The organism is Cellulomonas composti, from assembly GCF_007990245.1.
In the GTDB taxonomy this organism is placed as follows: Bacteria; Actinomycetota; Actinomycetes; order Actinomycetales; family Cellulomonadaceae; genus Cellulomonas; species Cellulomonas composti.
In genome coordinates this window covers 313,729-338,568 of sequence record NZ_BJWG01000001.1, presented here as the reverse complement: position 1 = coordinate 338,568, position 24,840 = coordinate 313,729, and the positions used below count along the sequence as shown (strand labels likewise).

23 protein-coding genes and 1 tRNA gene are annotated in these 24,840 nt (G+C 72.4%); 14 read left to right on the top strand and 10 right to left on the bottom strand.

From position 1 onward, the window contains the following. The first annotated feature begins 48 nt into the window (after window positions 1–48). The 3 genes from CCO02nite_RS01565 (at window position 49) to CCO02nite_RS01555 (ending at window position 3,814) form a co-directional block, all read left to right on the top strand. Entirely contained in the window at window positions 49–1,107 is a 1,059-nt protein-coding gene (locus CCO02nite_RS01565) for an Rv2578c family radical SAM protein (RefSeq protein ID WP_146841266.1), read from the top strand. 137 nt (window positions 1,108–1,244) lie between these two features. Next, the gene (gene aspS / locus CCO02nite_RS01560; protein ID WP_146841265.1) at window positions 1,245–3,044 is read left to right on the top strand and encodes an aspartate--tRNA ligase; all 1,800 of its coding nucleotides are present in this window, start codon (window positions 1,245–1,247) and stop codon (window positions 3,042–3,044) included. Then, the gene (locus tag CCO02nite_RS01555; protein WP_146841264.1) at window positions 3,041–3,814 is read left to right on the top strand and encodes a GNAT family N-acetyltransferase; all 774 of its coding nucleotides are present in this window, start codon (window positions 3,041–3,043) and stop codon (window positions 3,812–3,814) included. Before aspS ends, CCO02nite_RS01555 begins: the two co-directional genes overlap by 4 nt. 7 nt (window positions 3,815–3,821) lie before the next feature. Here CCO02nite_RS01555 and CCO02nite_RS01550 read toward each other — a convergent pair whose 3' ends face one another. The 4 genes from CCO02nite_RS01550 to CCO02nite_RS01535 all read right to left on the bottom strand — a co-directional run bounded on the left by CCO02nite_RS01550 (window position 3,822) and on the right by CCO02nite_RS01535 (window position 7,138). Further along, window positions 3,822–4,136 (bottom strand): hypothetical protein, encoded by a 315-nt coding sequence (locus CCO02nite_RS01550; protein WP_146841263.1) that lies wholly within the window; start codon window positions 4,134–4,136, stop codon window positions 3,822–3,824. Beyond that, complete coding sequence (locus tag CCO02nite_RS01545) at window positions 4,133–4,438, bottom strand: hypothetical protein (protein WP_146841262.1); 306 nt, start codon at window positions 4,436–4,438, stop codon at window positions 4,133–4,135. Before CCO02nite_RS01545 ends, CCO02nite_RS01550 begins: the two co-directional genes overlap by 4 nt. Before the next feature lie 67 nt (window positions 4,439–4,505). Then, the gene (locus CCO02nite_RS01540) at window positions 4,506–4,856 is read right to left on the bottom strand and encodes a hypothetical protein (protein WP_146841261.1); all 351 of its coding nucleotides are present in this window, start codon (window positions 4,854–4,856) and stop codon (window positions 4,506–4,508) included. Between the two features lie 38 nt (window positions 4,857–4,894). After that, entirely contained in the window at window positions 4,895–7,138 is a 2,244-nt protein-coding gene (locus CCO02nite_RS01535; RefSeq protein ID WP_146841260.1) for an MMPL family transporter, read from the bottom strand. 158 nt (window positions 7,139–7,296) lie between these two features. On the opposite strand from CCO02nite_RS01535, the gene CCO02nite_RS01530 reads away from it, so the two are divergent. From CCO02nite_RS01530 to CCO02nite_RS01490, 9 genes are all read left to right on the top strand, one after another. After that, window positions 7,297–8,664 (top strand): replication-associated recombination protein A, encoded by a 1,368-nt coding sequence (locus CCO02nite_RS01530; protein WP_146841259.1) that lies wholly within the window; start codon window positions 7,297–7,299, stop codon window positions 8,662–8,664. 197 nt (window positions 8,665–8,861) lie between these two features. Next, window positions 8,862–9,488 (top strand): 30S ribosomal protein S4, encoded by a 627-nt coding sequence (gene rpsD, locus CCO02nite_RS01525; protein WP_146841258.1) that lies wholly within the window; start codon window positions 8,862–8,864, stop codon window positions 9,486–9,488. A 151-nt stretch (window positions 9,489–9,639) separates the two neighbouring features. After that, the gene (locus tag CCO02nite_RS01520; RefSeq protein ID WP_146841257.1) at window positions 9,640–10,011 is read left to right on the top strand and encodes a DUF948 domain-containing protein; all 372 of its coding nucleotides are present in this window, start codon (window positions 9,640–9,642) and stop codon (window positions 10,009–10,011) included. Next, window positions 10,011–10,376, top strand: coding sequence for a hypothetical protein (locus tag CCO02nite_RS01515; protein ID WP_146841256.1), 366 nt, complete (start codon window positions 10,011–10,013; stop codon window positions 10,374–10,376). The genes CCO02nite_RS01520 and CCO02nite_RS01515 overlap by 1 nt, the downstream gene beginning before the upstream one ends. A 119-nt stretch (window positions 10,377–10,495) precedes the next feature. Next, the gene (alaS, locus tag CCO02nite_RS01510; protein WP_146841255.1) at window positions 10,496–13,207 is read left to right on the top strand and encodes an alanine--tRNA ligase; all 2,712 of its coding nucleotides are present in this window, start codon (window positions 10,496–10,498) and stop codon (window positions 13,205–13,207) included. Further along, window positions 13,207–13,788, top strand: a complete 582-nt coding sequence (ruvX, locus tag CCO02nite_RS01505; protein ID WP_146841254.1) for a Holliday junction resolvase RuvX — start codon at window positions 13,207–13,209, stop codon at window positions 13,786–13,788. The genes alaS and ruvX overlap by 1 nt, the downstream gene beginning before the upstream one ends. Before the next feature lie 46 nt (window positions 13,789–13,834). Then, the gene (gene mltG, locus CCO02nite_RS01500; protein WP_146841253.1) at window positions 13,835–14,995 is read left to right on the top strand and encodes an endolytic transglycosylase MltG; all 1,161 of its coding nucleotides are present in this window, start codon (window positions 13,835–13,837) and stop codon (window positions 14,993–14,995) included. A gap of 70 nt (window positions 14,996–15,065) precedes the next feature. Then, the gene (gene mltG, locus CCO02nite_RS01495) at window positions 15,066–16,220 is read left to right on the top strand and encodes an endolytic transglycosylase MltG (protein WP_146841252.1); all 1,155 of its coding nucleotides are present in this window, start codon (window positions 15,066–15,068) and stop codon (window positions 16,218–16,220) included. Continuing rightward, a complete protein-coding gene (locus CCO02nite_RS01490; protein WP_146841251.1) occupies window positions 16,217–17,059 on the top strand; it encodes a shikimate dehydrogenase in 843 nt (280 codons plus the stop codon). Before mltG (CCO02nite_RS01495) ends, CCO02nite_RS01490 begins: the two co-directional genes overlap by 4 nt. A gap of 90 nt (window positions 17,060–17,149) precedes the next feature. Here CCO02nite_RS01490 and CCO02nite_RS01485 read toward each other — a convergent pair. After that, window positions 17,150–17,222, bottom strand: a tRNA-Leu gene (locus tag CCO02nite_RS01485). Window positions 17,223–17,336: 114 nt separating this feature from the next. Here CCO02nite_RS01485 and CCO02nite_RS01480 point away from each other — a divergent pair. After that, a complete protein-coding gene (locus CCO02nite_RS01480) occupies window positions 17,337–17,999 on the top strand; it encodes an ANTAR domain-containing response regulator (RefSeq protein ID WP_146841250.1) in 663 nt (220 codons plus the stop codon). Window positions 18,000–18,018: 19 nt separating this feature from the next. On the opposite strand, the gene CCO02nite_RS01475 is transcribed toward CCO02nite_RS01480, so the two are convergent. Continuing rightward, window positions 18,019–18,780 (bottom strand): endonuclease/exonuclease/phosphatase family protein, encoded by a 762-nt coding sequence (locus tag CCO02nite_RS01475; protein ID WP_146841249.1) that lies wholly within the window; start codon window positions 18,778–18,780, stop codon window positions 18,019–18,021. A gap of 228 nt (window positions 18,781–19,008) precedes the next feature. Here CCO02nite_RS01475 and CCO02nite_RS01470 point away from each other — a divergent pair, with 228 nt between their 5' ends. Continuing rightward, window positions 19,009–20,301: an ABC transporter substrate-binding protein gene (locus CCO02nite_RS01470; protein ID WP_146841248.1), complete on the top strand. Its 1,293-nt coding sequence runs from the start codon at window positions 19,009–19,011 to the stop codon at window positions 20,299–20,301. Between the two features lie 77 nt (window positions 20,302–20,378). Here CCO02nite_RS01470 and CCO02nite_RS01465 read toward each other — a convergent pair whose 3' ends face one another. Genes CCO02nite_RS01465 through CCO02nite_RS01450 form a run of 4 tightly spaced genes read right to left on the bottom strand, consistent with a single transcriptional unit; the run spans window position 20,379 to window position 24,513 of the window. Then, complete coding sequence (locus tag CCO02nite_RS01465) at window positions 20,379–21,182, bottom strand: ABC transporter ATP-binding protein (RefSeq protein ID WP_146841247.1); 804 nt, start codon at window positions 21,180–21,182, stop codon at window positions 20,379–20,381. After that, window positions 21,179–22,120, bottom strand: a complete 942-nt coding sequence (locus CCO02nite_RS01460) for an ABC transporter ATP-binding protein (RefSeq protein ID WP_146841246.1) — start codon at window positions 22,118–22,120, stop codon at window positions 21,179–21,181. Before CCO02nite_RS01460 ends, CCO02nite_RS01465 begins: the two co-directional genes overlap by 4 nt. Beyond that, entirely contained in the window at window positions 22,110–23,096 is a 987-nt protein-coding gene (locus tag CCO02nite_RS01455) for a branched-chain amino acid ABC transporter permease (RefSeq protein WP_146841245.1), read from the bottom strand. Before CCO02nite_RS01455 ends, CCO02nite_RS01460 begins: the two co-directional genes overlap by 11 nt. A gap of 10 nt (window positions 23,097–23,106) precedes the next feature. Next, window positions 23,107–24,513, bottom strand: a complete 1,407-nt coding sequence (locus CCO02nite_RS01450) for a branched-chain amino acid ABC transporter permease (protein WP_246117259.1) — start codon at window positions 24,511–24,513, stop codon at window positions 23,107–23,109. Window positions 24,514–24,840 lie beyond the last annotated feature (327 nt).

Sequence of the window (24,840 nt, the reverse complement as noted above, 5' to 3'; positions counted from 1 at the left end):
GGGCTCGTCGGGCTTGCCGCAGTAGCGAACACGTGTTCGAATACCCGGGTGAGGTGGGACGGGCAGAGGATCGCGGACGACGACGGCGCGCTGCCGGGCCTGTCCCTCGGGAGCCCTGCGCTGGCCGGGCTCGTGCGCACGGTGCGTACGCCCGAGTTCGCGGGCGTGACGTTCCACGAGGTGCTCGCGCGGTCGGCGCTCTCGCACGTGCCGGCGGCGTCGCAGGTGCCGTTCCGCTGGACCGTGAACCCGATGCGCGGCTGCCTGCACCGATGCGTCTACTGCTTCGCCCGCGGCACCCACCGGTACCTCGACCTCGACGCCGGCCGTGACTTCGACACGCAGATCGTCGTCAAGACCAACGTCGCCGAGGTGCTGCGCGCCGAGGTGGAACGGCCCTCGTGGGTGCGCGAGCACGTGGCGCTCGGCACCAACACCGACCCGTACCAGCGGGCCGAGGGCCGCTACGCGCTGATGCCGGGCGTGATCGGCGCGCTGGCGTCGTCGGGGACGCCGTTGTCGGTGCTGACCAAGGGCACCCTGCTGCGCCGTGACCTGCCCGTGCTCGCCGCCGCCGCGGACGAGGTCCCGGTCTCGATCGGTGTCTCGATCGCCGTGCTCGACGACGACCTGCAGCAGCGGCTCGAGCCGGGGACACCCAGCGCCCGCGCTCGTCTCGAGCTCGTCCGGGCGGTGCGGGACGCCGGGCTGCCGGTGCACGTCATGGTCGCTCCTGTGCTGCCGTGGCTCACCGACTCGGTCGACCACCTCGACCGTCTGCTCGCCGCGTTGGCCGAGGCGGGTGCGCAGCGGGCGACCGTGCTCGCGCTGCACCTACGGCCGGGCGCGCGGGAGTGGTTCCTGGCGTGGCTCGAACGTGAGCGGCCGGACCTGCTCGCGGGCTACGGCCGGGTCTACGGCGGCGGCTCGTACCCGCACCGGCCCTACCGCGACTGGTTGACCGCGCGCGTGCGCCCGCTGCTCGCGCACCACGGCCTGGACGGGCGCCGTGCGCAACCCCGGTCCGACGACGTCGAGCGACGCTGGGCCCGGCGCCCCGGCGAGACCCCCGAACCCGCGGCCACCTTGCAACCGGGCCTGTTCTGACCACCCCGGCTTCTTTCCGCCGCGGCTTGCGACCACCGCGGCCGGATGCCGAGGAATGGGGTCGGGCCCGCGGCGCGGTCGCAACTATGATCGACGCGGTGCCCGTCCGGGCGCGACCCCGACTCGAAGGATCTTCCGTGCTGCGCACCCACACCGCCGGCTCGCTGCGGGCCGAGCACCTCGGCACCACCGTCACCCTCACGGGCTGGGTGGACCGCCGGCGCGATCACGGCGGGGTCGCGTTCGTCGACCTGCGGGACGCGTCGGGCATCGCCCAGGTCGTCGTGCGCGACGAGGCGGTCGCGCACGGCCTGCGCGCGGAGTACGTGCTGCAGGTGACGGGCGAGGTCGGTCGTCGGCCGGAGGGCAACGAGAACCCGAACCTCGCGACCGGTGAGATCGAGGTCGTCGCGACCGAGGTAGTGGTGCTCAACGAGTCGGCGCCGCTGCCGTTCCAGGTCTCCTCCGCGCTCGACGAGCAGGTCGGCGAGGAGGCACGCCTCAAGTACCGCTACCTCGACCTGCGCCGGCCCGCGCCCGCGCGTGCGATCCGGCTGCGTTCGCAGGTGAGCCAGGCTGCGCGTGCGGTCCTCGAGGCGAACGACTTCGTCGAGGTCGAGACGCCGACGCTGACGCGTTCCACCCCCGAGGGCGCGCGCGACTTCCTGGTGCCCGCGCGGCTGTCGCCCGGCAGCTGGTACGCGCTGCCGCAGTCGCCGCAGCTGTTCAAGCAGCTCCTCATGGTCGCGGGGCTCGAGCGGTACTACCAGATCGCCCGCTGCTACCGCGACGAGGACTTCCGCGCGGACCGGCAGCCCGAGTTCACGCAGCTCGACGTCGAGATGAGCTTCGTCGAGCAGGACGACGTCATCGCGCTCGCCGAGCAGGTGCTGGTCGCGCTGTGGCACCTGGTCGACGTCGAGATCCCGACGCCGATCCGGCGCATGACGTTCGCCGAGGCGATGGAGAAGTACGGCACCGACAAGCCGGACCTGCGGTTCGGTCTCGAGCTCGTCGACCTCACGACCTACTTCGCCGGCACGCCGTTCCGCGTGTTCCAGGCGCCGTACGTCGGCGCGGTGGTGCAGCCGGGCGGCGCCGCCACCCCGCGTCGCGGCTTCGACGCGTGGCAGGAGTGGGCCAAGCAGCGCGGCGCCAGGGGCCTCGCGTACGTCACGGTCGGCGAGGACGGCGAGCTCGCCGGGCCGGTCGCCAAGAACATCACCGACGACGAGCGCGCCGGGCTGGCCGCCGCGACCGGCGCGCAGCCGGGCGACGCGATCTTCTTCGCGGCGGGCCGCCAGAGCGAGGCGCGCGCACTGCTGGGTGCCGCACGACTGGAGATCGGTCGCCGCGGGGGTCTGATCGACGAGAGCACGTGGTCGTTCCTCTGGGTCGTCGACGCGCCGCTGTTCAAGCCCACGGGCGAGGACGACGACGTGGCGGTCGGCGGCGGTGCGTGGACGGCCGTGCACCACGCGTTCACGTCGCCGACGCCCGAGTGGATCGACCGCTTCGAGGAGTCGCCGGGCGAGGCGCTGGCCTACGCGTACGACATCGTCTGCAACGGCAACGAGATCGGTGGCGGCTCGATCCGTATCCACCGTCGCGACGTGCAGCAGCGCGTGTTCGAGGTCATGGGCATCGGACCCGACGAGGCGCAGGAGAAGTTCGGCTTCCTGCTCGACGCGTTCCAGTTCGGCGCGCCGCCGCACGGCGGGATCGCGTTCGGCTGGGACCGGATCGTCGCGCTGCTCACGGGTGCCGAGTCGATCCGCGAGGTCATCGCGTTCCCGAAGTCGGGCGGTGGCTACGACCCGCTGACCCAGGCGCCCGCGCCGATCACGCCGGAGCAGCGCCGGGAGGCGGGCGTCGACGCCAAGCCGAAGGAGTCGAAGCCGCAGGAGACGACGCCGCAGGAGACGCCCGCGCCGTGACGTCGGCGTTCGACCTGCTGCCGCCGCGGTGGCGCGCGGACCGCCTGCTGCGGTCCGAGGCCCGCGCCTGGCGGCCGATCGAGGTGCTCGGCGACGATCGCGGCGTGGTGCTGGTCGTCGATCGGTCGGACCGGCCGACCGTGGTCGGTCGCGGCGACCCGGCAGTGGTGCGTGCGCTCGTGGTGGACCTCGCGACGCGTCGCGCGGGTCAGCCGCACGGGTGGATGAGCGTCCCCCGCGGCAGCGATCCCGCACCTGCGGTGCTCGCGGCGCTGGGGCTCGCGCCGTTCTCGTCGTGGGACTGGTTCGCGACCGCCGCCGTTCCCGACGAGGGCGCGGGCGGCCGGTCCGTCGAGCAGCTCGACCCCGTCGCGGATGCCGAGGCGATCCGTGCGTGCCTGACCGCCGCGAACCCGACGTCCTCGGCGGACCCGGGCGGCGCGCACGAGCTGGCGTGGTTCGGCGTGCGCGAGGACGGGCAGCTGCTCGGGGTGATCGGTGCGAACGCACAGGGCGGTGAGCGCCCGCAGGACCGCTCGTGGCACCTGCACGGCCTCGCGGTGCGGGCGCCGGCGCGACGCCGGGGCTGGGGCGCCGCGCTGACGGTGGCGGCGACCCGGGCCGGGCTCGGCGCCGGCGCGTCGTGGGTGTCGCTCGGGATGTACGCGGACAACCACGACGCCCGCCGGATCTACGAGCGGCTCGGCTACCGGTGCGAGGCGCGGTTCGACTCGTACGGCCCGCAGGGCGCGGACCGGCCCCCGACCTGACGCCGGCTCACCAGCGCGACGGTGGCGGTTGGGTCGGGTCGCTCAGCCGCGTGTGCCGGGGGAGCTCGGGTCCGTGGATCGGAGGCAGCTCCGTCATCCTCGGGCGTGCGCGCAGCGCCCAGCGCCACGTCACGCGCGCGACCACCACCACCGCCGCGAGCAGGCACAGCTGGAACAGCACGCCGAGCACGCCACCCGGGCCGCCCGCGGTCGCGTACAGCACGCCCGCGGCACCGAGGACGACCGTCGCCGTCACGAGCACGGCGACGGTCAGCCGCACGATGTAGCGCGCATCGAAGCGCACGCCGACCGGGCGGTTCACCAGCGCCTCGGCGGTTCGTAGCCCTCGGTGCCGAGCGAGGTGTGCCGGCGCCCCGGCTCGTCCGGGATCTCGAACGGTTGCTGCGGCACGGCCTCGCGCACCCATCCCCAGGCGCGCCAGGTCGCGAAGCACAGGACGATCGTGAGGATCGAGCCGACGAACCACACGCCGGCGAGCGCGGTCTGCGCGCCGGCGAGGATCGCGAGCGTGCTCGCGAGGTTGAGCAGCGTGAACACCGTCAGCGCGACGGCGACCCAGCGCCGCACGCGCAGCGACGTGGTGCCAGGTTCCCCCTGGTGCATCGCACCACCCCACCACATCACGTGCGCCGACCGACACACCCGTTCGGGTGGCCGCGGGGGTGGTCCGTCACCACCGCCGTGGCGGCTCGGCGGCGTCGTCGAACGCGGGGTGCCGTCGCGCGGGCTCGTCGGCGCCGCCGGGCGGCTGCGGGAGGACGGCGCGGTCGTCCCGCAGCGCCCAGCGCCACAGAGCCGGGACGAACGCGACGTACGACGCCGGCTCGGCCGGGTGGAGCAGGGGCAGGAGCCAGCGGGGCGCGATCCAGATCAGGACGGCGACGCACGTGAGCGCCAGTGCCGCGAACGCGCCGGTGATCTCGACGAGCAGGAGCACGAGCCACGCGAAGCTCCCGAGCACCACCGCGCTGACGAGGGTGGCGACGACGATGCGCCGCGGACGCGTGAGGCGTGACGCCACAGTCGGTCTCCTCTCGGTCGGCGCGGGTGCGGATGCGCTCAGTGGGTGAGCTCGAGCCGGTCGTAGATGCGCCGCATCCACGCAGGCGCCCACCAGTTCAGGTCGTTCAGGACCGTCATCGTCGCGGGCACGAGCAGCAGCCGCACGATCGTCGCGTCGATGAGGACGGCCACCGCGAGCGCGAACCCGACCTCCTTGATGACGAGCAGCTCGCCCGCGACGAAGCCCGAGAACACGACGATGATGATCGCCGCGGCGGACGTGATGATCCGGCCCGAGCGCTGCAGGCCGAGCCGGACCGCCTCGTCGGTGGGGCGGCCCGCGTCGTGCAGCTCCTTGATGCGGGAGAGCAGGAAGACCTCGTAGTCCATGGCGAGACCGAACGCGAACGCGATGACCAGCGCGATCACGTAGGTCTCGATGCCGCCGGTCGACGTGAACCCGAGCAGGTCCTCGAGGTGGCCGTCCTGGAACACCCAGACCAGCACGCCGAGCGAGGCGGCGAGCGAGACGACGTTGGTGAGCAGCGCCTTGATCGGGATGACCACCGAGCCGGTCATGAGGAACAGCAGCGCGAACGTCGCGAGGCCGACGATCAGTGCCGCCCAGAGCGCGCCGTCCGCGAGCGCTGCGGTGAAGTCGATCTGCGCTGCGGCCTGACCGGTGACCCACGTCGGGAACCCGGGATCGAGCGCCCGGATCTCCTCGACGACGCCGCGCGCGACCTCGCCGCCCGGGTCGTCGGTGTCGGGTCGCACGCCGATGGTCACGTAGGAGCCGTCGGCCGCGGGCGGGTCGACCGACGCGACGTCGTCGAGGCTCTCGAGCTCGACCGCCCACGCCGTCGCCTCGTCGAGCGAGGTCTCGGCCACGATGACGACGGGCGCGGTCGTCGACAGCGGGTACTGGTCGGCCAGCAGGTCGACGAACTCGCGCTGTGCGCTGTCGGCGGGCAGCAGCTCGGTGCCGGAGATGCGCAGCTCGAGGTGCGCGAGCGGGATCGCCATGACACCGAGCACGGCGAGCGCGCCGCCCATGACCCACCAGGGGTGGCGCTGCACGCGTCCGGTGAGCTGCGAGAACCGGCCCTCCTCGGTGTCCACGTCGGCCGTGCGGGCCAGCACCCAGCGCAGACCGGGCACGCGCGAGAGCACCGACGGCTTCGCGAGCCGACGCCCGGCGAGCGTGAGCAGCGCGGGCACCAGGGTCAGCGCGGTCAGGACCGCGATGAGGATCACGGCGCACCCGGCGGCGCCGATCGCGCGCAGGATCTCGGGCGTGAAGACGAGCAGCGACGAGATCGAGATCGCGACGGTCACCGCGGAGAACGCCACCGTGCGCCCCGCGGTCGCCATGGTGCGCTCGACCGCGGTGAGCACCGCACCGTCGCCGCGTCGCCGTCGCGCGGAGCGCCCCTCGTCGTCGTCGACGAGCCGGTGCAGCTCCTCGCGGAACCTGGACACGATCAGCAGGCCGTAGTCGATCGACAGCCCGAGCCCGAGCACGGTCACGACGTTGACCACGGACGCGTCGATGTCCATCACGTACGACAGCCCGAGCACGGTGGCCAGGCCGGCGGCGATCGACGCGATCGCTCCGGCCATCGGCATCGCGGCGGCGAGGAAGCCGCCGAACACCAGGATCATGATGAGCAGGGCGATCGGCAGCGCGATCGCCTCGCCGGTCCGCAGGTCCTGTTCCACCTGCGAGGTGATCTCGCCGACGATCAGGGTCGGCCCGCCGATCAGCCCGGTCACGTCGGGGGCCGCGTCCGCCAGGTCGTCGGGGACCGTCGCCATGCGCGCCTCGACCGCGGCCAGCGCTTCGGAGCGCGCGTCGTCGGTGAGCCCGGGTTCGATCGTGACGACGACGAGGAAGCCGTCGCCGTCCGTCGCCACCAGGGGCGCCGCCGCAGGGTTCGCGGCCCCGTCCGGGAGCGCGAGCGGGTCGATCACCGACTCGACGTCGGGGATGGCGGCGAGGTCGCTGCGGGAGGGCGCGAACGCGAGGGCGACGTCCGGGTCGGACGGGTCGACCGAGCTGAGCGCGAGCGTGAGCGACGGCCCGGACTCGGAGCCGTCGGTGAGCAGCTCACGCCCGTGCGTGCTCTCCGAGCCGGGGACGCCGGGCTCGCCCGTGCTGAGCCGGTCGAACAGCGACTCACCGTGCACACCGAGCACCGCGAGCGCGTAGCCCGCGACGGTGAGCACGAGCCAGACGACGACGGTGGAGCGCGGGTGGTGCGCGACGATGCGACCGAGGCGGGCGAACACGAGCGTCATCGTCGCAGGTCGCGGCGCCCGCGCGCACACCTTCGACCGCCCGGGTGAACCAGGACGGCGCCGAGGGTGCCGGTGGCAGGCCGCCGGGGAGCCTCCGGGTCCCGTCGTCGGGCTCGCGGTGCGCGTCCGCGTCGGTGGCCGGACGTACTCTGCACGCCATGGACCTGTTCGACGTCGCGACCCAGGGGGAGCAGGGTCTGCCCGCCGCCGGTGCCGGCGCCCCGCTGGCCGTGCGGATGCGACCACGCACGCTCGACGAGGTGGCGGGTCAGGCGCACCTGCTCGTCGCGGGCTCGCCGCTGCGCCGGCTGGTCGAGCCCGCGGGGGAGGACGCGCGGCGCGCGGCGCCCACCTCGGTGGTGCTGTGGGGCCCGCCGGGTACGGGCAAGACGACCTTGGCCTACCTGGTCGCGTCGACCTCGGGGCGCCGGTTCGTCGAGCTGTCGGCCGTGACGGCGGGGGTCAAGGACGTGCGCGCGGTCGTCGACGCCGCGCGGCGCTCGCTCGCGACGGGCGGCGTCGAGACGGTGCTGTTCATCGACGAGGTGCACCGCTTCACCAAGGCGCAGCAGGACGCGCTGCTGCCGAGCGTCGAGAACCGGTGGGTGACGCTCGTCGCGGCGACCACCGAGAACCCGTCCTTCTCGGTCAACTCGCCGCTGCTGTCGCGTTCGCTGCTGCTCACGCTGCGGCCGCTGGAGACCGCCGAGGTGCGCGGGCTCGTCGAACGGGCGGTCGTCGACGAGCGCGGGCTCGGTGGAGCGGTCGAGCTCGCGGCGGACGCGCTGGACCACCTGCTGCGGCTCGCGGGCGGTGATGCGCGCAAGGCGCTCACGATCCTGGAGGCGGCGGCCGGTGCCGCACTCTCCGCGCATCCCGGTGCCGCCGGCCCGGTGCCGGTCGACCTCGCGACCGTCGAGCGCGCGATCGACGTGGCTGCGGTGCGCTACGACCGCGACGGGGACCAGCACTACGACGTGATCAGCGCGTTCATCAAGTCGGTCCGGGGCTCGGACGTGGATGCGGCGCTGCACTACCTGGCCCGCATGCTGGCGGCGGGGGAGGACCCGCGGTTCGTCGCGCGGCGCATCGTCATCTCGGCGGCGGAGGACGTCGGCATGGCGGACCCGAGCGCGTTGCAGACGGCCGTGGCCGCGGCGCAGGCCGTCCAGCTCATCGGCATGCCCGAGGCGCGCATCGTGCTCGCCGAGGCGGTCGTGCACCTGGCCACGGCGCCCAAGTCCAACGCGGCCTACCTGGGCATCGACCGTGCGCTGGCCGACGTGCGGGCCGGGCGCATCGGGACCGTCCCGGCCCACCTGCGCGACGCGCACTACCCGGGCGCCGAGCGGCTCGGGCACGGCCGGCAGTACGTCTACGCGCACGACGAGCCGCACGGGATCGCCGCCCAGCAGTACCTGCCCGACGAGCTCGCGGGCACGCACTACTACGAGCCGACGGACCGCGGGTTCGAGCGGCAGGTCACCGAGCGACTGACGCGCATCCGCGAGGTCCTCGAGGGGTGAGCTCGACCGGATTCGGTGATCCCCGCCCGGGCCGGTAAGGTAGGACGGTCGCGCGCGGTGTTCTGCGCCGTGCGCGCTCCTGGGGCCCTAGCCGGGCGTCCGACTCCGGTCCGACGCCGTGAATGGTCGGCCCCACGCCCTCCGGACGACCGTCCGCACGTGGGTGTGACGTCATCGACACGACAGGAAGTACCGCTGTGACCAGTGTGACCCGTTCGCGCCGCCAGGTTCGCCTGAGCCGCGCACTCGGCCTGGCCCTGACGCCCAAGGCCGTCAAGCACTTCGAGAAGCGCCCCTACCCGCCCGGCGAGCACGGCCGTGCGCGTCGTCGCACCGAGTCGGACTACGCGGTCCGGCTGCGCGAGAAGCAGCGTCTGCGCGCCCAGTACGCGCTGCGCGAGAAGCAGCTCGCCCGTGCGTACGAGGACGCCCGCAAGGCCCCGGGGCTGACCGGTGAGGCGCTCGTCGAGAACCTCGAGACCCGTCTGGACGCGCTCGTGCTGCGTTCGGGCTTCGCCCGCACGATCCTGCAGGCGCGCCAGGCGGTCACGCACCGCCACCTGCTCGTCGACGGCAAGATCGTGGACCGCCCGTCGTTCCGCGTGAAGCCGGGCCAGACCATCCAGGTGAAGCCGAAGAGCCAGGCGACGACGCCGTTCCAGGTCGCCGCCGCGGGCGCGCACCGCGACGTCCTGCCGGCCGTCCCGGGCTACCTCGACGTGCAGCTCGAGAAGCTGTCGTCGGTGCTCGTGCGCGCACCCAAGCGCGCCGAGATCCCGGTGACGTGCGAGGTCCAGCTGGTCGTCGAGTACTACGCCCGCTGACCTGACACACTCTGCCGCGGTCCCTGGACCGTGGCCCGGACGCCCCGCCCGCGCTCGTCGCCGGCGGGGCGTCCGTCGTCACGGGGATCGCCCGCGGCGAGGGCAGTAGGGTGAGCAGCGTTCGAGCGCGGAGCCGAGGAAGGGAGCGCCGGTGACGGTCTCAGATGTCGCGGGGCTGATCGCCGCACTGGCCTTCGTCCTGCTGGTGGGCTTCCTGGCCCTCCCGCTGGTCAAGCTGGGACGGGTGCTCGACAGCACGCGCGACTCGGTCAAGGAGCTCACGGACCACACGGTCCCGGTGCTCGACGAGACCGCGCAGCTCGTCGCGTCGTCGAACGCGCAGCTCGAGAACATCGACACGGTCACGACCGCGGCGGCCCAGGTCTCCGAGAACGTCTCGGCGCTCACTGCGCTGTTCTCCGCGACGGTGGGTGGCCCGATGGTCAAGGTCGCGGCGTTCTCCTACGGCGTGCGTCGCGCGCTCGGCGGCTTCGCCGAGGGTGTCGTGCGCAAGGGCCGCTGATGCGCCGCCTGTTCTGGATCGGCGTCGGCGTCGCCGTGACGGTCGTCGTGATCCGCAAGGGCCGCCAGATCGCCGAGGAGTACCTGCCCGCCGGGACCACGGACGTGGTCGACGGGGCGTCGCGCGTCACGCACGCCTTCACGTCCGCGCGGCGCGAGTTCCTCGCCGGCATGTCCGAGCGGGAGACCGAGCTGCGGGCGGCTCTCGTCGGGGACGTGGACGTCGAAGAGGTTCGCGCGAACCGCGAGCAGCACGTGGCGGACCTGCGCGACGGCCTGTCCCGAGCCCGCGCGCCACGCGTGCCGGCCGACTGGGCGGGCCCCCTGGAGGACCCCGACGACGACGGCGAGGCATCCTTCTTCTGACACCCACCGGGGAGTCGGACGAATCCTGTAGACCGGCGCGCGAGCGCCGTTGCACCGTAGAGCGGCGCGCGAGCGCCGCGGAACCACAGCCCGACCGGGCCCGTCACCACGAGGACATCATGCGTACCGCCGAGATCCGCCAGCGCTGGCTCGACTACTTCTCCGCGCGCGACCACGCCGTGGTGCCGTCTGCGCCGCTCATCTCGCCCGACCCGTCGACGCTGTTCGTCATCGCGGGCATGGTGCCGTTCATCCCGTACATGCTCGGTGAGCAGACTCCGCCGTGGCCGCGCGCGACGAGCGTCCAGAAGTGCGTGCGCACGCTCGACATCGACGAGGTCGGCAAGACGACCCGGCACGGCACGTTCTTCCAGATGAACGGCAACTTCTCGTTCGGTGACTACTTCAAGGAAGGTGCGATCACCTACGCGTGGGAGCTCGTCACGGGCAGCCAGGCGGACGGCGGCTACGGTTTCGACCCCGACTCGATCTGGGTGACGGTCTTCCACGACGACGACGAGGCGGCGGCGCTCTGGAAGCGGATCGCCGGCCTGCCCGACGAGCGCATCCAGCGCCGTGGCATGACCGACAACTTCTGGTCGACGGGTGCGCGTGGACCCGCGGGTCCGTGCTCGGAGATCTACGTCGACCGGGGCCCGCAGTACGGCGCACCGGGCGGACCGGTCGTCGACGAGGACCGCTACCTCGAGATCTGGAACCTCGTGTTCATGCAGTACGAGCGGGACAACGGCGGCACCAAGGAGTCGTTCCCGATCCTCGGCGAGCTCAAGCAGAAGAACATCGACACCGGCATGGGCCTCGAGCGCGTGGCGTACCTGCTGCAGGGCGTCGACAACCTGTACGAGATCGACGAGGTGCGCCCGGTGATCGACGGCGCGGTCGAGCTGTCCGGAAGGCGGTACGGCGCGGACCGGGACGACGACGTGCGCATGCGCGTCGTGGCGGACCACGTGCGCTCGGGCCTGATGCTCATGGGCGACGGCGTCACGCCGTCCAACGAGGGCCGGGGTTACGTGCTGCGCCGGCTGCTGCGCCGCTCGATCCGGGCGATGCGCCTGCTCGGCGTCGAGGACCTGTCGCTGCCCGTCCTGCTGCCGCTGAGCCGCGACGCGATGAGCGCGTCCTACCCCGAGCTCGCACGCGACTTCGAGCGGATCAGCCAGGTCGCGTACGCCGAGGAGGAGACGTTCCGGCGCACGCTCGCGGCCGGCACGACGATCCTCGACACCGCGGTCGCGGGCGCGAAGGCGGCGGGTGTCCCCGTGTCGTCGTCGGGCACGACCTCGGATCGGCCGGTGCTCTCGGGTGCGGACGCGTTCGCGCTGCACGACACGTACGGGTTCCCGATCGACCTGACGCTCGAGATGGCGGAGGAGCACGGCGTCGACGTGGACCGCGAGGCGTTCCGCGCGCTGATGGCCGAGCAGCGCTCGCGCGCCCGGGCGGACGCGCTCGCCAAGCGCGCGGGTCGCGCCGACGTCTCGGCGTACCAGGACCTGCACGCGACGCTCGCGGCCTCCAGCGCGAAGCCGGTCACGTTCGTCGGGTACACCGACGCGACCGCGCGCTCGACGGTCGTCGGGCTGCTCGTCGACGGCGTGCCCGCGCCCGCCGCGTCCGCGCCCGCGGACGTCGAGGTGGTGCTCGACGTCACCCCGTTCTACGCGGAGGCGGGCGGCCAGCAGGCCGACACGGGCACGATCGTGCTCGACAGCGGCGCACGCATCGAGGTCGACGACGTGCAGGCGCACGTCAAGGGGCTCTCGGTGCACCACGGCCGGCTGGTCGACGGCACGGTCGCGCTCGGCGACCCGGGAACCGCGTCGATCGACACCGCGCGCAGGCAGGCGATCGCGCGGGCGCACACGGCGACGCACCTCGTGCACAAGGCGCTGCACGAGTCGATCGGCGAGAGCGCGACTCAGGCCGGTTCGCTCAACGCGCCGAGCCGCCTGCGGTTCGACTTCCGCTCGCCGTCGGCCACGCCCGCGACGGTCGTCGCGGAGATCGAGGCGCGCGTCAACGAGCGTCTGCAGGACGACCTCGAGGTGACCGACTCGATCAAGCCGATCGACGAGGCGCGTGCGATGGGCGCGATGGCGCTGTTCGGCGAGAAGTACGGCAACGAGGTGCGCGTCGTGTCGATCGGCGGCGACTGGTCGCTCGAGCTGTGCGCGGGCACGCACGTGCGGCGCTCGGGTGAGCTGGGTCTGGTGACGCTGCTGTCCGAGTCGGCGATCGGTTCGGGCGTGCGGCGCGTCGACGCGCTCGTCGGCGCGGGTGCGTACGGGTACCAGGCCAAGGAGCGCGCGCTCGTCGGGCAGCTCTCGGGTCTGCTCGGGGCGCGACCCGACGAGCTCGCGGAGCGCGTGTCCGGCCTGATGACCAAGCTCAAGGAGTCGGAGAAGGAGCTCGCGGCGCTGCGTCAGGCGCAGGTGCTCGCGGCCGCCGGCACGCTCGCGGGCGGTGCGCAGGACGTGGCCGGCACGCGCGTCGTCACGTTCGACGCGGGGGAGCAGGCGCCCGACGACCTGCGCACCCTCGTGCTCGACGTGCGTTCGCGGCTCGGTGAGTCGGCGCCCGCGGTCGTCGCGGTCGGCGGTGTCGCCAAGGGTCGTCCGGTCGTCGTCGTCGCGACCAACGCCGCGGCACGCGCGGCGGGTCGCCAGGCGGGGGCGCTCGTGCGCACCGCGTCCCAGGTGCTGGGCGGCGGCGGTGGCGGCAAGGACGACCTGGCCCAGGGCGGCGGTACCGACGCGGCCCGCCTCGGCGAGGCGCTCGAGGCGATCGTCGCGGCGCTGCGCGCCTGATGCGCGCGGACTCGCACGACGAGGTCGTGCGCGGGGCGCGGCTCGCGGTCGACGTCGGAACCGTCCGGGTCGGGCTGGCCTCCAGCGACCCGGACGGCCTCGTCGCGACCCCGGTCGAGACTCTCGCGCGCGACACGTCGCGGACACGTCCTGGACAGATGCCCAGTGACATCGCCAGGATCGTGCACGAGGCGCGCGAGCGATGTGCGGAGTGTGTGTACGTCGGTCTACCGCGCCACCTCAGTGGGACGGAAGGCGCCTCTGCGCACGGTGTACGCGCGTACGCTGGCGTACTGGCGCACGCCGTCGCACCGATCCAGGTGCGTTTGGTCGATGAGCGGATGAGCACGGTGTCCGCACATCGAGCGCTCACGGAGTCCGGACGGTCCGGGCGCCGGCACCGGCAGGTGGTCGACCAGGCCGCCGCAGTGGTGATCCTGCAGTACGCGCTTGACGCGGAGCGGTCGTCGGGACGACGCCCAGGTGAACGGGTCGACGGCGACCCGTCCGCACGCTCCGGGTCCGCGCGCCAGGGGGCTGTGGGCGAGTCGGACGACAAGGACGAACGGACAGGTGAGTAGCAGCCAGACGCAGTGGCGTACCGGACGGACGGGAGAGGGCGAAGTGATGCCGACCGACGTCGACCCCGCCACCGCGCCGTCAGGTCGCGCCGCCGGCGTCGACCCGGCCGCCGCCGGGCGCTCCGCCTACCGCGCACGCGAGTCGCACGAGCGTCGGGAACGGCGGCGGCGCCTCGTGCTCGTCGTGCTCGTCGTCGTCGGGCTGTGTGCGGGGGCCGCCTACGTGATCGCATCGCTGCTGGGCGGGGACGAGGAGGCCGCCGTCCCGACGGTCGCCGAGACCGTCGTCACCGACTTCGCGGGCCCCGGGCACGGTGAGGTGCTCGTGACGGTGCGCGCGAAGGACTCCGCGCAGACGCTCGGCGATTCGCTCGTGACCGCGGGCGTCGTCGCAGATGCGGATGTCTTCGTCGACGCCTATGCGGCCGCCGGAGCGGTGGCCCAGCCCGGCACGTACCGGCTGCAGGCCGAGATGCCCGCGGCCGACGCCGCCGCCGCGCTGCTCGATCCCGCCAACCTCGCGTCGCTGCGTCTGACGATCCCCGCGGGGCTCACGGCGGTGCAGACGCTCGCCCGGATCAGCGAGAAGACCATGATCCCGCTCGCCGACCTGCAGGCGGCCGCCGCCGATCCGGAAGCGTTCGGGTTGCCGCACGAGGCCGAGGGGCACCTCGAGGGCTGGCTGTTCCCCGGCACCTACGACGTGCCGACGGATGCGACCGCTGCCCAGGTGCTCACTCTGATGACCGGCCGCACGGCGGACGCGCTGCGCGACGCCGGCGTCCCGGCGGACGAGTGGTCGTCGACCATCGTGCTCGCATCCCTGCTCGAGACCATCGCCGTCCCGGAGGACCAGCGCCCGATGGTGGCGCGCGTCCTGCTCAACCGGCTCGACAGGGAGCAGCCGTTGAGCGTCGAGGCCGCCGTCGCCTACGGGCTCGGCTCGAGCGAGCCGGTCACGACCGAGCAGACGATGGACCCGGACAACGCGTACAACACCTTCGTCCGGTTCGGCCTGCCGCCGACGGCGATCACCACGCCGTCGCAGTCCTCCATCGCCGCCGTCGCGAACCCCGCGGACGGCGACTGGGTGTGGTGGGTGACCGTGAACCCCGAGACCGGCGAGACCAAGTACGCCTCGACCTTCGACGAGTTCCAGACGTACGACGCCGAGCTGCGCGCCTGGCAGGCGGACAACGGACAGTGATGCGTATCCCTACCCGACGAACGGTGGCCGCGACGGCGCCGTCCCCCACGACGACTCGAGAGAGGCAGCCGTGAGCAACCAGACCGACTGGTGGGCACCAGAACGTAGCGACGTCCCGCAGGAGCCGGCACCGAGCCGTGCCCGCAGCTCGCGCGAGCGCGGCTCGGTCGCGCGGGAGAAGCGGCGTCGTCGACGCCGCTCGTTCTGGGTCGTGGCGATCCTGCTCGTCGTCGTGCTCGGCGCGGGTTACCTCGTCTTCTCGATGCTCCAGAACTGGAGCGGCGGCACCGCCTCGGCGTCGCCGACCGACTTCCCCGGCCCCGGGCACGGCAGCGTGACCGTCGTGGTCAACGAGGGTGACTCGGGAGCGGCGATCGGCGCGACGCTCGCCGACGCGGGTGTCGTCGCGTCCGCGGGCGTGTTCGCCGACGCGTACTCCGCCAACCCTGACGCGGTCGGGATCCAGCCGGGCACCTACCAGCTGCTGCTCGGGATGCCCGCGAGCGATGCGGTCCTGTCGCTGCTCAACCCCGCGAGCAAGATCGAGTCGAAGGTGACGATCGCCGAGGGCCTGACGGCCGCGCAGATCGTCGCGCGCGTCGCCGAGAAGACCGACATCCCCGAGGCCGACCTGCAGGCCGCGATCGACGCTCCCGACACGATCGGGCTGCCCGCCGAGGCCGGCGGCGAGGTCGAGGGGTGGCTGTTCCCCGCGACGTACTCCGTGCAGCCCGACGAGACCGCGGTGAGCCTGCTGTCACAGATGACCGCCAAGACCGTCCAGGTGCTCACGGAGAAGGGCGTCGCCCAGGACCAGTGGGAGACGGTCCTGAACAAGGCGTCGCTCATCGAGCGCGAGGCCAAGCTCGACGAGGACCGGCCGACGATGGCGCGCGCGATCGAGAACCGGCTGGCTGACAACTGGACCCTCGGGATCGACGCCGCGGTGCGCTACGGACTGGCACCGGGTGAGGAGCTCACGAAGGCCGCGCTGCAGGACGAGAGCAACCCGTTCAACCTGCGCGTGCACACCGGGCTGCCGCCCACACCCATCGCGTCGCCGGGTACCGCCTCGATCGACGCAGTGCTGCACCCCGCGGACGGCGACTGGATGTGGTGGTGCACGCCGAGCCCGGACAACGGCAAGACGGAGTTCCAGGTGACCGAGGACGAGTTCCTGGAGTGCAAGGCGCGCTACCAGGACTGGGCCGCGGAGAACGAGTGAGCGAACCGGTCGCGCACCGGGCGGCCGTGCTCGGCCACCCGATCGCGCACTCGTTGTCACCCGCGCTGCACCGCGCCGCCTACGCCGCGCTCGGCCTCGACGACTGGGCCTACGACGCGGTCGACGTCGCCGAGGACGGGCTGGCGTCGTTCGTCGCGACGCTCGGCCCGCAGTGGGCCGGGCTGAGCCTGACGATGCCGCTCAAGCACGCCGTGCTGCCGCTGCTCGACCACGTCGAGCCGCTCGCCGGCGTGGTCGGGGCGGTGAACACCGTCCTGCTGCAGTCCGCCGGTGCCGGACGCGTCCTGGTCGGCGCGAACACGGACGTGCACGGCCTGGTCGCCGCGCTGCGTGAGGGGCTGGGTACCGCCCCGGCGCGTTCGGCGGTCGTGCTCGGCGCCGGCGCGACCGCGTCGTCGACCCTGGCGGCGCTCGCCGAGCTGGGCTGCACCACGCCGGTCGTCCTGGTGCGCTCGGCGGGCCGTGCGGGCGGGTTGCTGCGGGCGGCTCATCGCATGGGCGTCACGGTCGAGCTGCGCCGGCTCGACGAGGCCGCGACGACGATCCCTCGCGCGGACGTCGTCGTGTCCACGCTCCCGCCGCACGCCGCCGACGAGCTGGCGCTGGCTCTCACGGCGCGACCCGCGGGCGTGCTGCTCGACGTCGCCTACGACCCGTGTCCCACCGCGCTGCAGGCGGCGTGGACCGCGCTGGGCGGCGTCGCCGTGGGCGGCGAGCGGATGCTGCTGCACCAGGCCGCGGAGCAGGTGCGCCTGATGACGGGTCGCCCGGCGCCGCTCGCCGCGATGGACGCCGCCCTCGCCGGCGTGCTCGGCTGAGCGGTCGTCTCTCACACGTTCACGACTGCGCGCCCGACGTCGCGGTGGCGACGGTGACCGTGACGTTCGTCGTGCGCTGCAGCGATGCTGTGCCCCGGGCGGGATTCGAACCCGCACTGGATCGGGTTTGAGCCGATTGCCTCTGCCGTTGGGCTACCGGGGCCAGGCGCCAGGATAGTGGCCGCACAGGGGTGGTGGCGCCCGGTCCGCGGGCCGTGTGCGGCCTCACACCGGCGTGGGCTGCGGACCGGGGGACCGTGCGCACTACGCTGTCCCCGTGACCAAGGACGCCACCCCCCAGTCGACCTCCGACGAGCTCGACCTCACCGCGGCCGCGCCGCCCGCACCCGTGGCGCCGCGCGCCGCGCGCCGCGCGGTGGTCGCCGAGGACGAAGCCCTCATCCGCATGGACGTCGTGGAGACGCTGCGCGACGCGGGGTTCGACGTCGTAGGCGAGGCCGGTGACGGCGAGCAGGCGGTCGCGCTCGCGACCGAGCTCAAGCCCGACGTCGTCGTGATGGACGTGAAGATGCCCGTCCTCGACGGTATCTCCGCCGCGGAGCGGATCGGCAAGGCGCACCTCGCGCCGGTCGTGCTGCTGACGGCGTTCTCGCAGACCGAGCTCGTCGAGCGCGCGCGTGACGCGGGCGCGATGGCCTACGTGGTCAAGCCGTTCAGCCCCGCGGACCTGCTGCCGGCCGTCGAGATCGCGATCTCCCGGTACGCGCAGATCAGCGCGCTCGAGTCCGAGGTCGCCGACATGGCCGAGCGGTTCGAGACCCGCAAGCGGGTCGACCGGGCCAAGGGCCTGCTGATGTCGAAGATGGGCCTCTCGGAGCCGGAGTCGTTCCGGTGGATCCAGAAGACGTCGATGGACCGTCGCCTCACGATGCGCGAGGTCGCCGACGCCGTGATCGAGCAGGTCGGCGGCGGTTCCTGACCGTTGTCCGGTTCGGCTCTCACGTCCGCGTGAGGTCGACGACGAGCGCGCGGTGGTCGCTCAGCCCGGTCGCGCGCGCCTGAGCGCCGTCGGCGCGCAGCGGCCCGTCGACGAGGACGTGGTCGACCTGGGCGTGGGGATCGTCGGCGGGGAACGTGCCGGCGGTCGCGGCGGCACTCCAGCCGGTGACGGACCGCGCGGTGGCCGGGCCGAGGTTCAGGTCACCGAGGACCACCAGCGGGCGGGGCAGTGCGGCGCACGCGTCCACCAGCGCGCGCAGCTGCGCGACGTTCTGGCCCCGCAGCGGCGTCAGGTGCGTCGCGACGACGGTGAGGTCGCCCGCGGGGGACGCGACGCGTGCGACGAGCGCGCAGCGCGGCCGGTCACGGCGCACGCGGGGGAGCAGGTGATCCGGCGATCGCACCCACGTCCGGCGGGGACCGCCGGGCAGCGCAATCGTCGTCCAGCTCGAGACCGGGTAGCGGCTCAGCAGGGCGATGCCGTGCGCGGGCGCGGCTGCGTCGTCGTCGGGACCGGCGTCCCGCCACCGGCCGGGGCGCCCGAGCATCACCGGCGCGAACCGCCAGTGCGGCAGGTCCGCGGCCTGGGCGGCGACTGCGGTCATGTCCACGCCGCCCGAGCGGACCTGCCTTCGGTCCACCTCCTGGAGCGCGAGGACGTCCGCCTGCAGGCTCGCGACGGCGAAGGGCCAGGCGTCCGGGTCCGGTCCCGGGTCACCCGGGTGGAGACCGTGCAGCGCGTTGAAGGTGACGAACCGCATCCGTCCACCCCCGTCGATCCAGCCTCGTGGGACGAGCCGTCCCGCCCTGCGGACACCGTTTCGGCGCCGGTTCGGCCACCTGCGAGTTCATCACAACTCGACAACGAAGTGGCGACGCACCTTGGCGGCTACATCCGGTTAACAAAACATGGTTACCGTCGCGTCACGTTGTCTGCTCGCCGGCGTCGTCGGCGAGCTGACGCAACCTTCACGGAGAGGTAGTACGCCATGGTTCGTAGGCACCACGCGGTTCGAGCCGCTGCGGTCGCGGCGGTCGTCGCGCTCGCACTCACGGCATGCTCGTCCGACGACACCCCCGGCGACGACGAGACCGCCACGTCCGGTTCCACCTCCGACACCGGGGGCAGCGGTGACCCCCTGATCCTCGGCACGCTGCTTCCCCAGACGGGTTCGCTCGCCTTCCTCGGCCCGCCCGAGATCGCGGGCGTCGACCTCGCCGTCAAGGAGATCAACGAGGCCGGTGGCGTGGGCGGTCAGGACGTCCAGGTGAACCACGCGGACTCGTCCGACGCGGACCACGCCGACGTCGCTCCGCAGTCGTGGACCGATCTCAAGAGCAAGAACGTCGCGGCCGTCATCGGCGCCGCGTCGTCCAGCGTGACGAAGCTCGTCATCGACGACATCACGAACTCGAAGGTCGTGATGTTCTCGCCCGCCAACACCGCCACCACGCTGTCCGGCTACAGCCCGTTCTACTTCCGGACCGCACCCCCGGACACCGTCCAGGGCAACGCGCTCGGCAACCTCATCATCAACGACGGTGTCGAGAACCTCGGCTTCCTCGTGTTCAACGAGGAGTACGGGACCTCGCTGCGTGACGTCGTCCAGGCGACGGTCGAGGGTGCCGGCGGCACCGTCACGTACGGCAAGACCGGCCAGGAGTTCGCGACCGACGGCCCGTACGGCGACGCCGTGACGGCCATCATGACGTCGAACAACGGCGGTGCTCCGGACGCGATCGCGCTGATCGCGTTCGAGCAGACGAAGTCGATCGTGCCGCTGCTGGTCGGGGCGGGCTTCAAGGGCCGCCTGTACATGGTCGACGGCAACGTCGCGGACTACTCGGCGGACTTCGACGCCGGCACGCTCGCGGCGTGGACGACGCAGGGCACCGTGCCCGGCGCCTTCCCGTCCGACGAGTTCCAGGCACGGATGAAGGAGGTCGACCCCGACCTCACCGACTTCTCCTACGGCCCGGAGTCGTACGACGCGGCGATTCTCATCGCGCTGGCGGCGGTCAAGGGTGGCGACACCGACGGCGAGACCGTCCAGGCGAACCTCGCGGCGGTCTCCGGTGCGGACGGTGGCGAGAAGTGCACCGGCTTCAAGGAGTGCGCCGACCTTCTCGCAGCAGGCGAGAACATCGACTACGAGGCCGTCTCGGGTGCTGGTCCGTTCAACGCGGACAACGACCCGTCGTCGGCGTTCATCGGCATCTTCTCGGCCGGTGACGACAACAAGTTCACGTGGGTGAAGGCGGTCGAGGGCGCGGTCGAGTGACCTGACCTGACCCGACATACGTCGGCCCCGGCGGTCCTGGTGACCGACCGGGGCCGACGTATGTGTCGACGAGAGGATCAGGCCTCGGGATGGGCCTTGTCGGCGGCCTCGACGTCGGTCGCCAGCGTGCCGAGGTAGAGCTCGATGACCTTGGGGTCGTTCATGAGCTCACGGCCCGGCCCGGAGTACGCGTTGCGCCCCTGGTCGAGCACGTATGCGCGGTTGCAGATCTGCAGGCAGCGACGTGCGTTCTGCTCGACGATGACGATCGAGACGCCCGCCTTGTTGATCTTGCGCGTGCGCAGGAAGGCCTCGTCCTGCCGTACGGGCGACAGCCCGGCCGACGGCTCGTCGAGCAGCAGCACGGACGGGTCCATCATGAGCGCGCGCGCCATCGCGACCATCTGACGCTCACCACCGGACAGCGAGCCGGCCCGCTGGCGCCGACGCTCCGCGAGCGCCGGGAAGATGTCGGTGACGAACTCGAACCGGCGCCCGAACTGCTTGGGGTCCTGGAAGATCCCCATCTGCAGGTTCTCCTCGATGGTCAGCGAGGGGAACACGTTGTTGGTCTGCGGCACGAAGCCGACCCCGCGCTTCACGAGACGGTCCGCGCGGTGGTTGGTGATGTCCTCTCCGCCGAGGGTCACGGTGCCGGAGCGCACGGGCACGAGGCCGAACAGGGCCTTGAGCAGCGTCGACTTGCCGGCGCCGTTCGGTCCGATGATGCCCACCAGTTCGCCGGGGTGCAGCACGAGGTTGCAGCCGCCGAGGATGTCGACGCCCGGTAGGTAGCCGGCGACGATGTCGGTCGCGGCGAGCAGCGGCTCGCCCTGCGGTGCGCCGCGGTGTGTCTCGGTCGCGTTCGTCGTGGTGGTCACTGCGTCGCCTCCTCGGCCTCGGCCTCGGCCTCGTACTGCTCGACCACGTCCTCCTCGAGGAGTGCGTCGTCCCCGAGGTCGGTGTCGTGGTGCGCGCCGAGGTACGCGTCGACGACCGCCTGGTCCTGCATGATCGTCGTCGGCGGCCCCTCGGCGACGATGCGGCCCTCGGACATCACGACGACCCAGTCGGAGATGTGCCGGACCATGTGCATGTCGTGCTCGACGAACAGCACGGTCATCCCCTCGTCGCGCAGGCCCTGGATGTGCCCGAGAAGCGACTGGGTCAGCGCGGGGTTCACGCCCGCCATGGGCTCGTCGAGCATCACCATCGTCGGGCGGGTCATGAGCGCGCGGGCCATCTCGAGGAGCTTGCGCTGACCGCCCGAGAGGCTGCCGGCGAAGTCCTGGCGCTTGGTGTCGAGCTTGAACCGGGCGAGCAGCTCGTCGGCCCGTACGGTCAGCTCCTCCTCCTGCCGGCGCCAGAGCCAGGGCAGGAGCGATGTGAAGACGTTCTCGCCCTTCTGGCCGGTCGCGCCGAGGCGCATGTTGTCGATCACCGTCATGCGCGACAGCGCCTTGGTGAGCTGGAACGTGCGGACCATGCCGAGCGAGGCCATGTACGCCGCGGACTTGCCCGACACCGACCTGTCCTCGAACGACCACGTGCCCGTGTCCGCCCGGTCGAAGCCGGTCAGCAGGTTGAACAGCGTCGTCTTGCCGGCGCCGTTGGGGCCGATGAGGGCCGTGATCGCGCCGCGCTGCACCTCGAGGTGCTCCACCTCGACGGCGTTGATGCCGCCGAACGTCCGGCTCACCTTGTCGGCCACGATGATCGGGTCGGGCTTGGCCGAACCCGGCTCGCGCGGTACGTCCGCGAGGGCCCGGGCGACGGCTGCGCGCGCGTCGCCCGGCGGGCGGGAGGTCTCAGCGGACATCGATCGCCAGCTCCTTCTTGTCGCCCAGGATGCCTTGTGGTCGGAAGATGACCAGCAGCATGAGGGTCATGCCGACGAGCATCCAGCTGAAGGACTCGGACTGCGTGGGGGTGATGAACCCGAGGTCCATGTCCCGCAGCACGCTCTTGACGAGCATGAACACGGTCCACAGCAGCACGGACCCGAGCACCGGACCGAAGACGGTCGCGGCGCCGCCGAGCAGCAGCACGGTCCAGATGTTGAACGTCATCGTGCGGCCCATGGCATCGGCCTGGATCGAGCTCGGCATCGTGTAGAAGATGCCCGCGATCGCACCGCCGATGCCGCCGAGGACGAGCGCCTGCATCTTGTACGAGTAGACGTTCTTGCCGAGGGCCCGAACGGCGTCCTCGTCCTCGCGGATGCCCTTGAGCACGCGACCCCACGGGCTGCGCATCCAGAGCCAGACGAGGAAGCAGCCGATCGCGACGGCCGACCACGCGCACACGCGCAGCCACCAGCTGCTCGAGAGGCAGTTGTCGTACTCCCACGGGCCGATGGCGGTGGTGCCCTGGGGGAACGGGCACAGCGCCTCGAAGGAGTCCTTGTACCCGTCGCCCTTCGTGAGCCCGGAGTTGCCGCCCGTGAGCCACGTCAGTGAGGTCGTGCGACTGACGAGTCTGACGATCTCGGCGGCCGCGATCGTCACGATCGACAGGTAGTCGCCGCGCAGCTTGAGCGTGGGGATGCCGAGCAGGACGCCGAACACGAGCGCCGAACCGATGGCCGCGAGGATCGAGGCCCAGAACGGCCAGCCCGCGATCGCGGAGATCCCGTAGGAGTACGCACCGAGCAGCACGAACCCGGCCTGGCCGAAGTTGAGGAGCCCGGTCATGCCGAAGTGGATGTTCAGCCCGATGGCGGCCAGCGCGTACGCGGCCGTGGCCGGGGCGAAGATCTCGCCGGCGGCGTTGGTGAGGATGCGGATCCAGTCCATGTCGTCCCCCTCAGCCGATCCGGTCCCGGCGGCCCAGGATGCCCTGCGGCCGGACGAGGAGCACGAGGATCAGGATGAACAGCGCCCCGGCGAACTTGACGTCCGACGGGATGACCAGGCTCGACATCTCGGCGACCACGCCGATGACCATCGAGCCGACGAGCGCGCCCCAGGCGGTGCCGAGACCGCCGAGCGTGACCGCGGCGAACATCAGGAGCAGGACGGTGCCGCCCATGTTCCAGTACGTGGCCTGGAAGTACAGACCCATGAACACGCCACCGAGGGCCGCCAGGCCGGCGGACCCCGTCCAGACGACCCGGATGATCCGCTCCACGCCGATACCGGACGCGGAGGCGAGCGCGGGGTTGTCGGAGACGGCGCGGGTGGCCCGCCCGGTCCGGGTGTAGATGAGGAACACCGAGACGCACGCGAGCACGACGATCGAGATGACAGCCGACACGATGCTCTCGCGCGAGAGCACCACCGGTCCGATCTGCACCGGGACGGGGTTGCTCGTCACGATCCTGAGGCGGCCTCCGCCGAAGAGGAACTGGAACAGGTACTGCAGCACCATGGACAGGCCGATCGTGACGATCATCTGCTGCGTGAGCCCGATGTGGTGCTTGCGCAGCTTGTGCCAGATGCCCCAGTCCTGCGCCCAGCCGCTCGCGGCGCCGACGAGCACGGCGAGCACCGTGGCGAGCCACAGCGGCTGCCCGAGCTGCTGGACGAACACGTAGGCGAGGATCGCGCCGAGCGTGACCTGCTCACCGTGGCTGAAGCTGCTGAGCCCGGTCGTGCCGTAGACGAGCGAGAGCCCGACCGACGCGAGCGCGAGCAGCAGGCCGAAGATCAGGCCGTTCGCGAACTGCTGCCACACGCGTGCGGCGGTGATGCCGGACCCTGAGTCGTCGTCGGGCGTCGTCGTGCCGGGTCCGGTCGTCGACCCCGAGGTCGAACCGTCCGTCGGGCTCGTCGTCGGACCTGCCGCGCCGGGTTCGCCGAGCGGGAACAAGGCCCCGAACTGCGCGTTCAGCGTGACGCTCACCGTGCGGGGGTTGGCCGCGGGGTTGCGCAGCGTCTCGCCCGGGGGCAGCGTCGTCGTGTCGAGCGTGATCGTGTAGTCGCCCGCCGCGGTGACCGCCGCCGACCACCTCCCGTCCGCGTCCGACGTCGCCTGCACGGTCTGTCCCTCGCCCTCGATCGTCAGCACCACACCGGCAGCGGGTTCGCCCGCCGCGGTCTTGATGGTGCCGCCGATGCACGCGGTGCTCGCGTCGACCTGGCACGGCGCCGTGGCGGCGTGTGCCGGCCCTGGCATGGCCAGGATCGCGAGCAGCGTGAGGATGGCCAGGGCCAGGCCGGCGACGAGCGGGCGCGTGGGCGCCGCTCGTCCGGTGTGGCCAGGTGCGCTCACCGAGGACCTCCGTCCGATGGTGCGGGGCTGGTGCGGGTGTGGTGCGGGGTGCTGCGGGGGTGCTGCGGGTGGTCGTGCGGTGTGCTGCGGTACGCCGTCGTACCGCGCAGTACGGTCCGGGGCTGGGCCGACACTAGGAAGTGATTGTGTCGGTATCGTTTCGCCGCGCACAGTCCCCGGACGCGTGTCGTCCGACTGGACGCATGATCAGGACTAGGCAGGGCCCCCGCGCTGGGCCATGATCGACCTCGGCGCCACCGTGGGCAGCGGTGTCGTCACCTCGTCCGGATCCCCCTCGTCCGCCGGAGGTTTCACCGTGCGACCCGG

What these genes read in the sequence shown, in the direction of transcription:
- CCO02nite_RS01530 (WP_146841259.1), top strand. Translation starts at nt 7,297, where the DNA reads ATGGACCTGTTCGACGTCGCGACCCAGGGGGAGCAGGGTCTGCCCGCC.
- CCO02nite_RS01545 (WP_146841262.1), bottom strand. Translation starts at nt 4,438, where the DNA reads ATGCACCAGGGGGAACCTGGCACCACGTCGCTGCGCGTGCGGCGCTGG.
- CCO02nite_RS01460 (WP_146841246.1), bottom strand. Translation starts at nt 22,120, where the DNA reads ATGTCCGCTGAGACCTCCCGCCCGCCGGGCGACGCGCGCGCAGCCGTC.
- alaS (WP_146841255.1), top strand. Translation starts at nt 10,496, where the DNA reads ATGCGTACCGCCGAGATCCGCCAGCGCTGGCTCGACTACTTCTCCGCG.
- CCO02nite_RS01475 (WP_146841249.1), bottom strand. Translation starts at nt 18,780, where the DNA reads ATGCGGTTCGTCACCTTCAACGCGCTGCACGGTCTCCACCCGGGTGAC.
- CCO02nite_RS01535 (WP_146841260.1), bottom strand. Translation starts at nt 7,138, where the DNA reads ATGACGCTCGTGTTCGCCCGCCTCGGTCGCATCGTCGCGCACCACCCG.
- CCO02nite_RS01515 (WP_146841256.1), top strand. Translation starts at nt 10,011, where the DNA reads ATGCGCCGCCTGTTCTGGATCGGCGTCGGCGTCGCCGTGACGGTCGTC.
- ruvX (WP_146841254.1), top strand. Translation starts at nt 13,207, where the DNA reads ATGCGCGCGGACTCGCACGACGAGGTCGTGCGCGGGGCGCGGCTCGCG.
- CCO02nite_RS01470 (WP_146841248.1), top strand. Translation starts at nt 19,009, where the DNA reads ATGGTTCGTAGGCACCACGCGGTTCGAGCCGCTGCGGTCGCGGCGGTC.
- mltG (WP_146841253.1), top strand. Translation starts at nt 13,835, where the DNA reads ATGCCGACCGACGTCGACCCCGCCACCGCGCCGTCAGGTCGCGCCGCC.
- CCO02nite_RS01455 (WP_146841245.1), bottom strand. Translation starts at nt 23,096, where the DNA reads ATGGACTGGATCCGCATCCTCACCAACGCCGCCGGCGAGATCTTCGCC.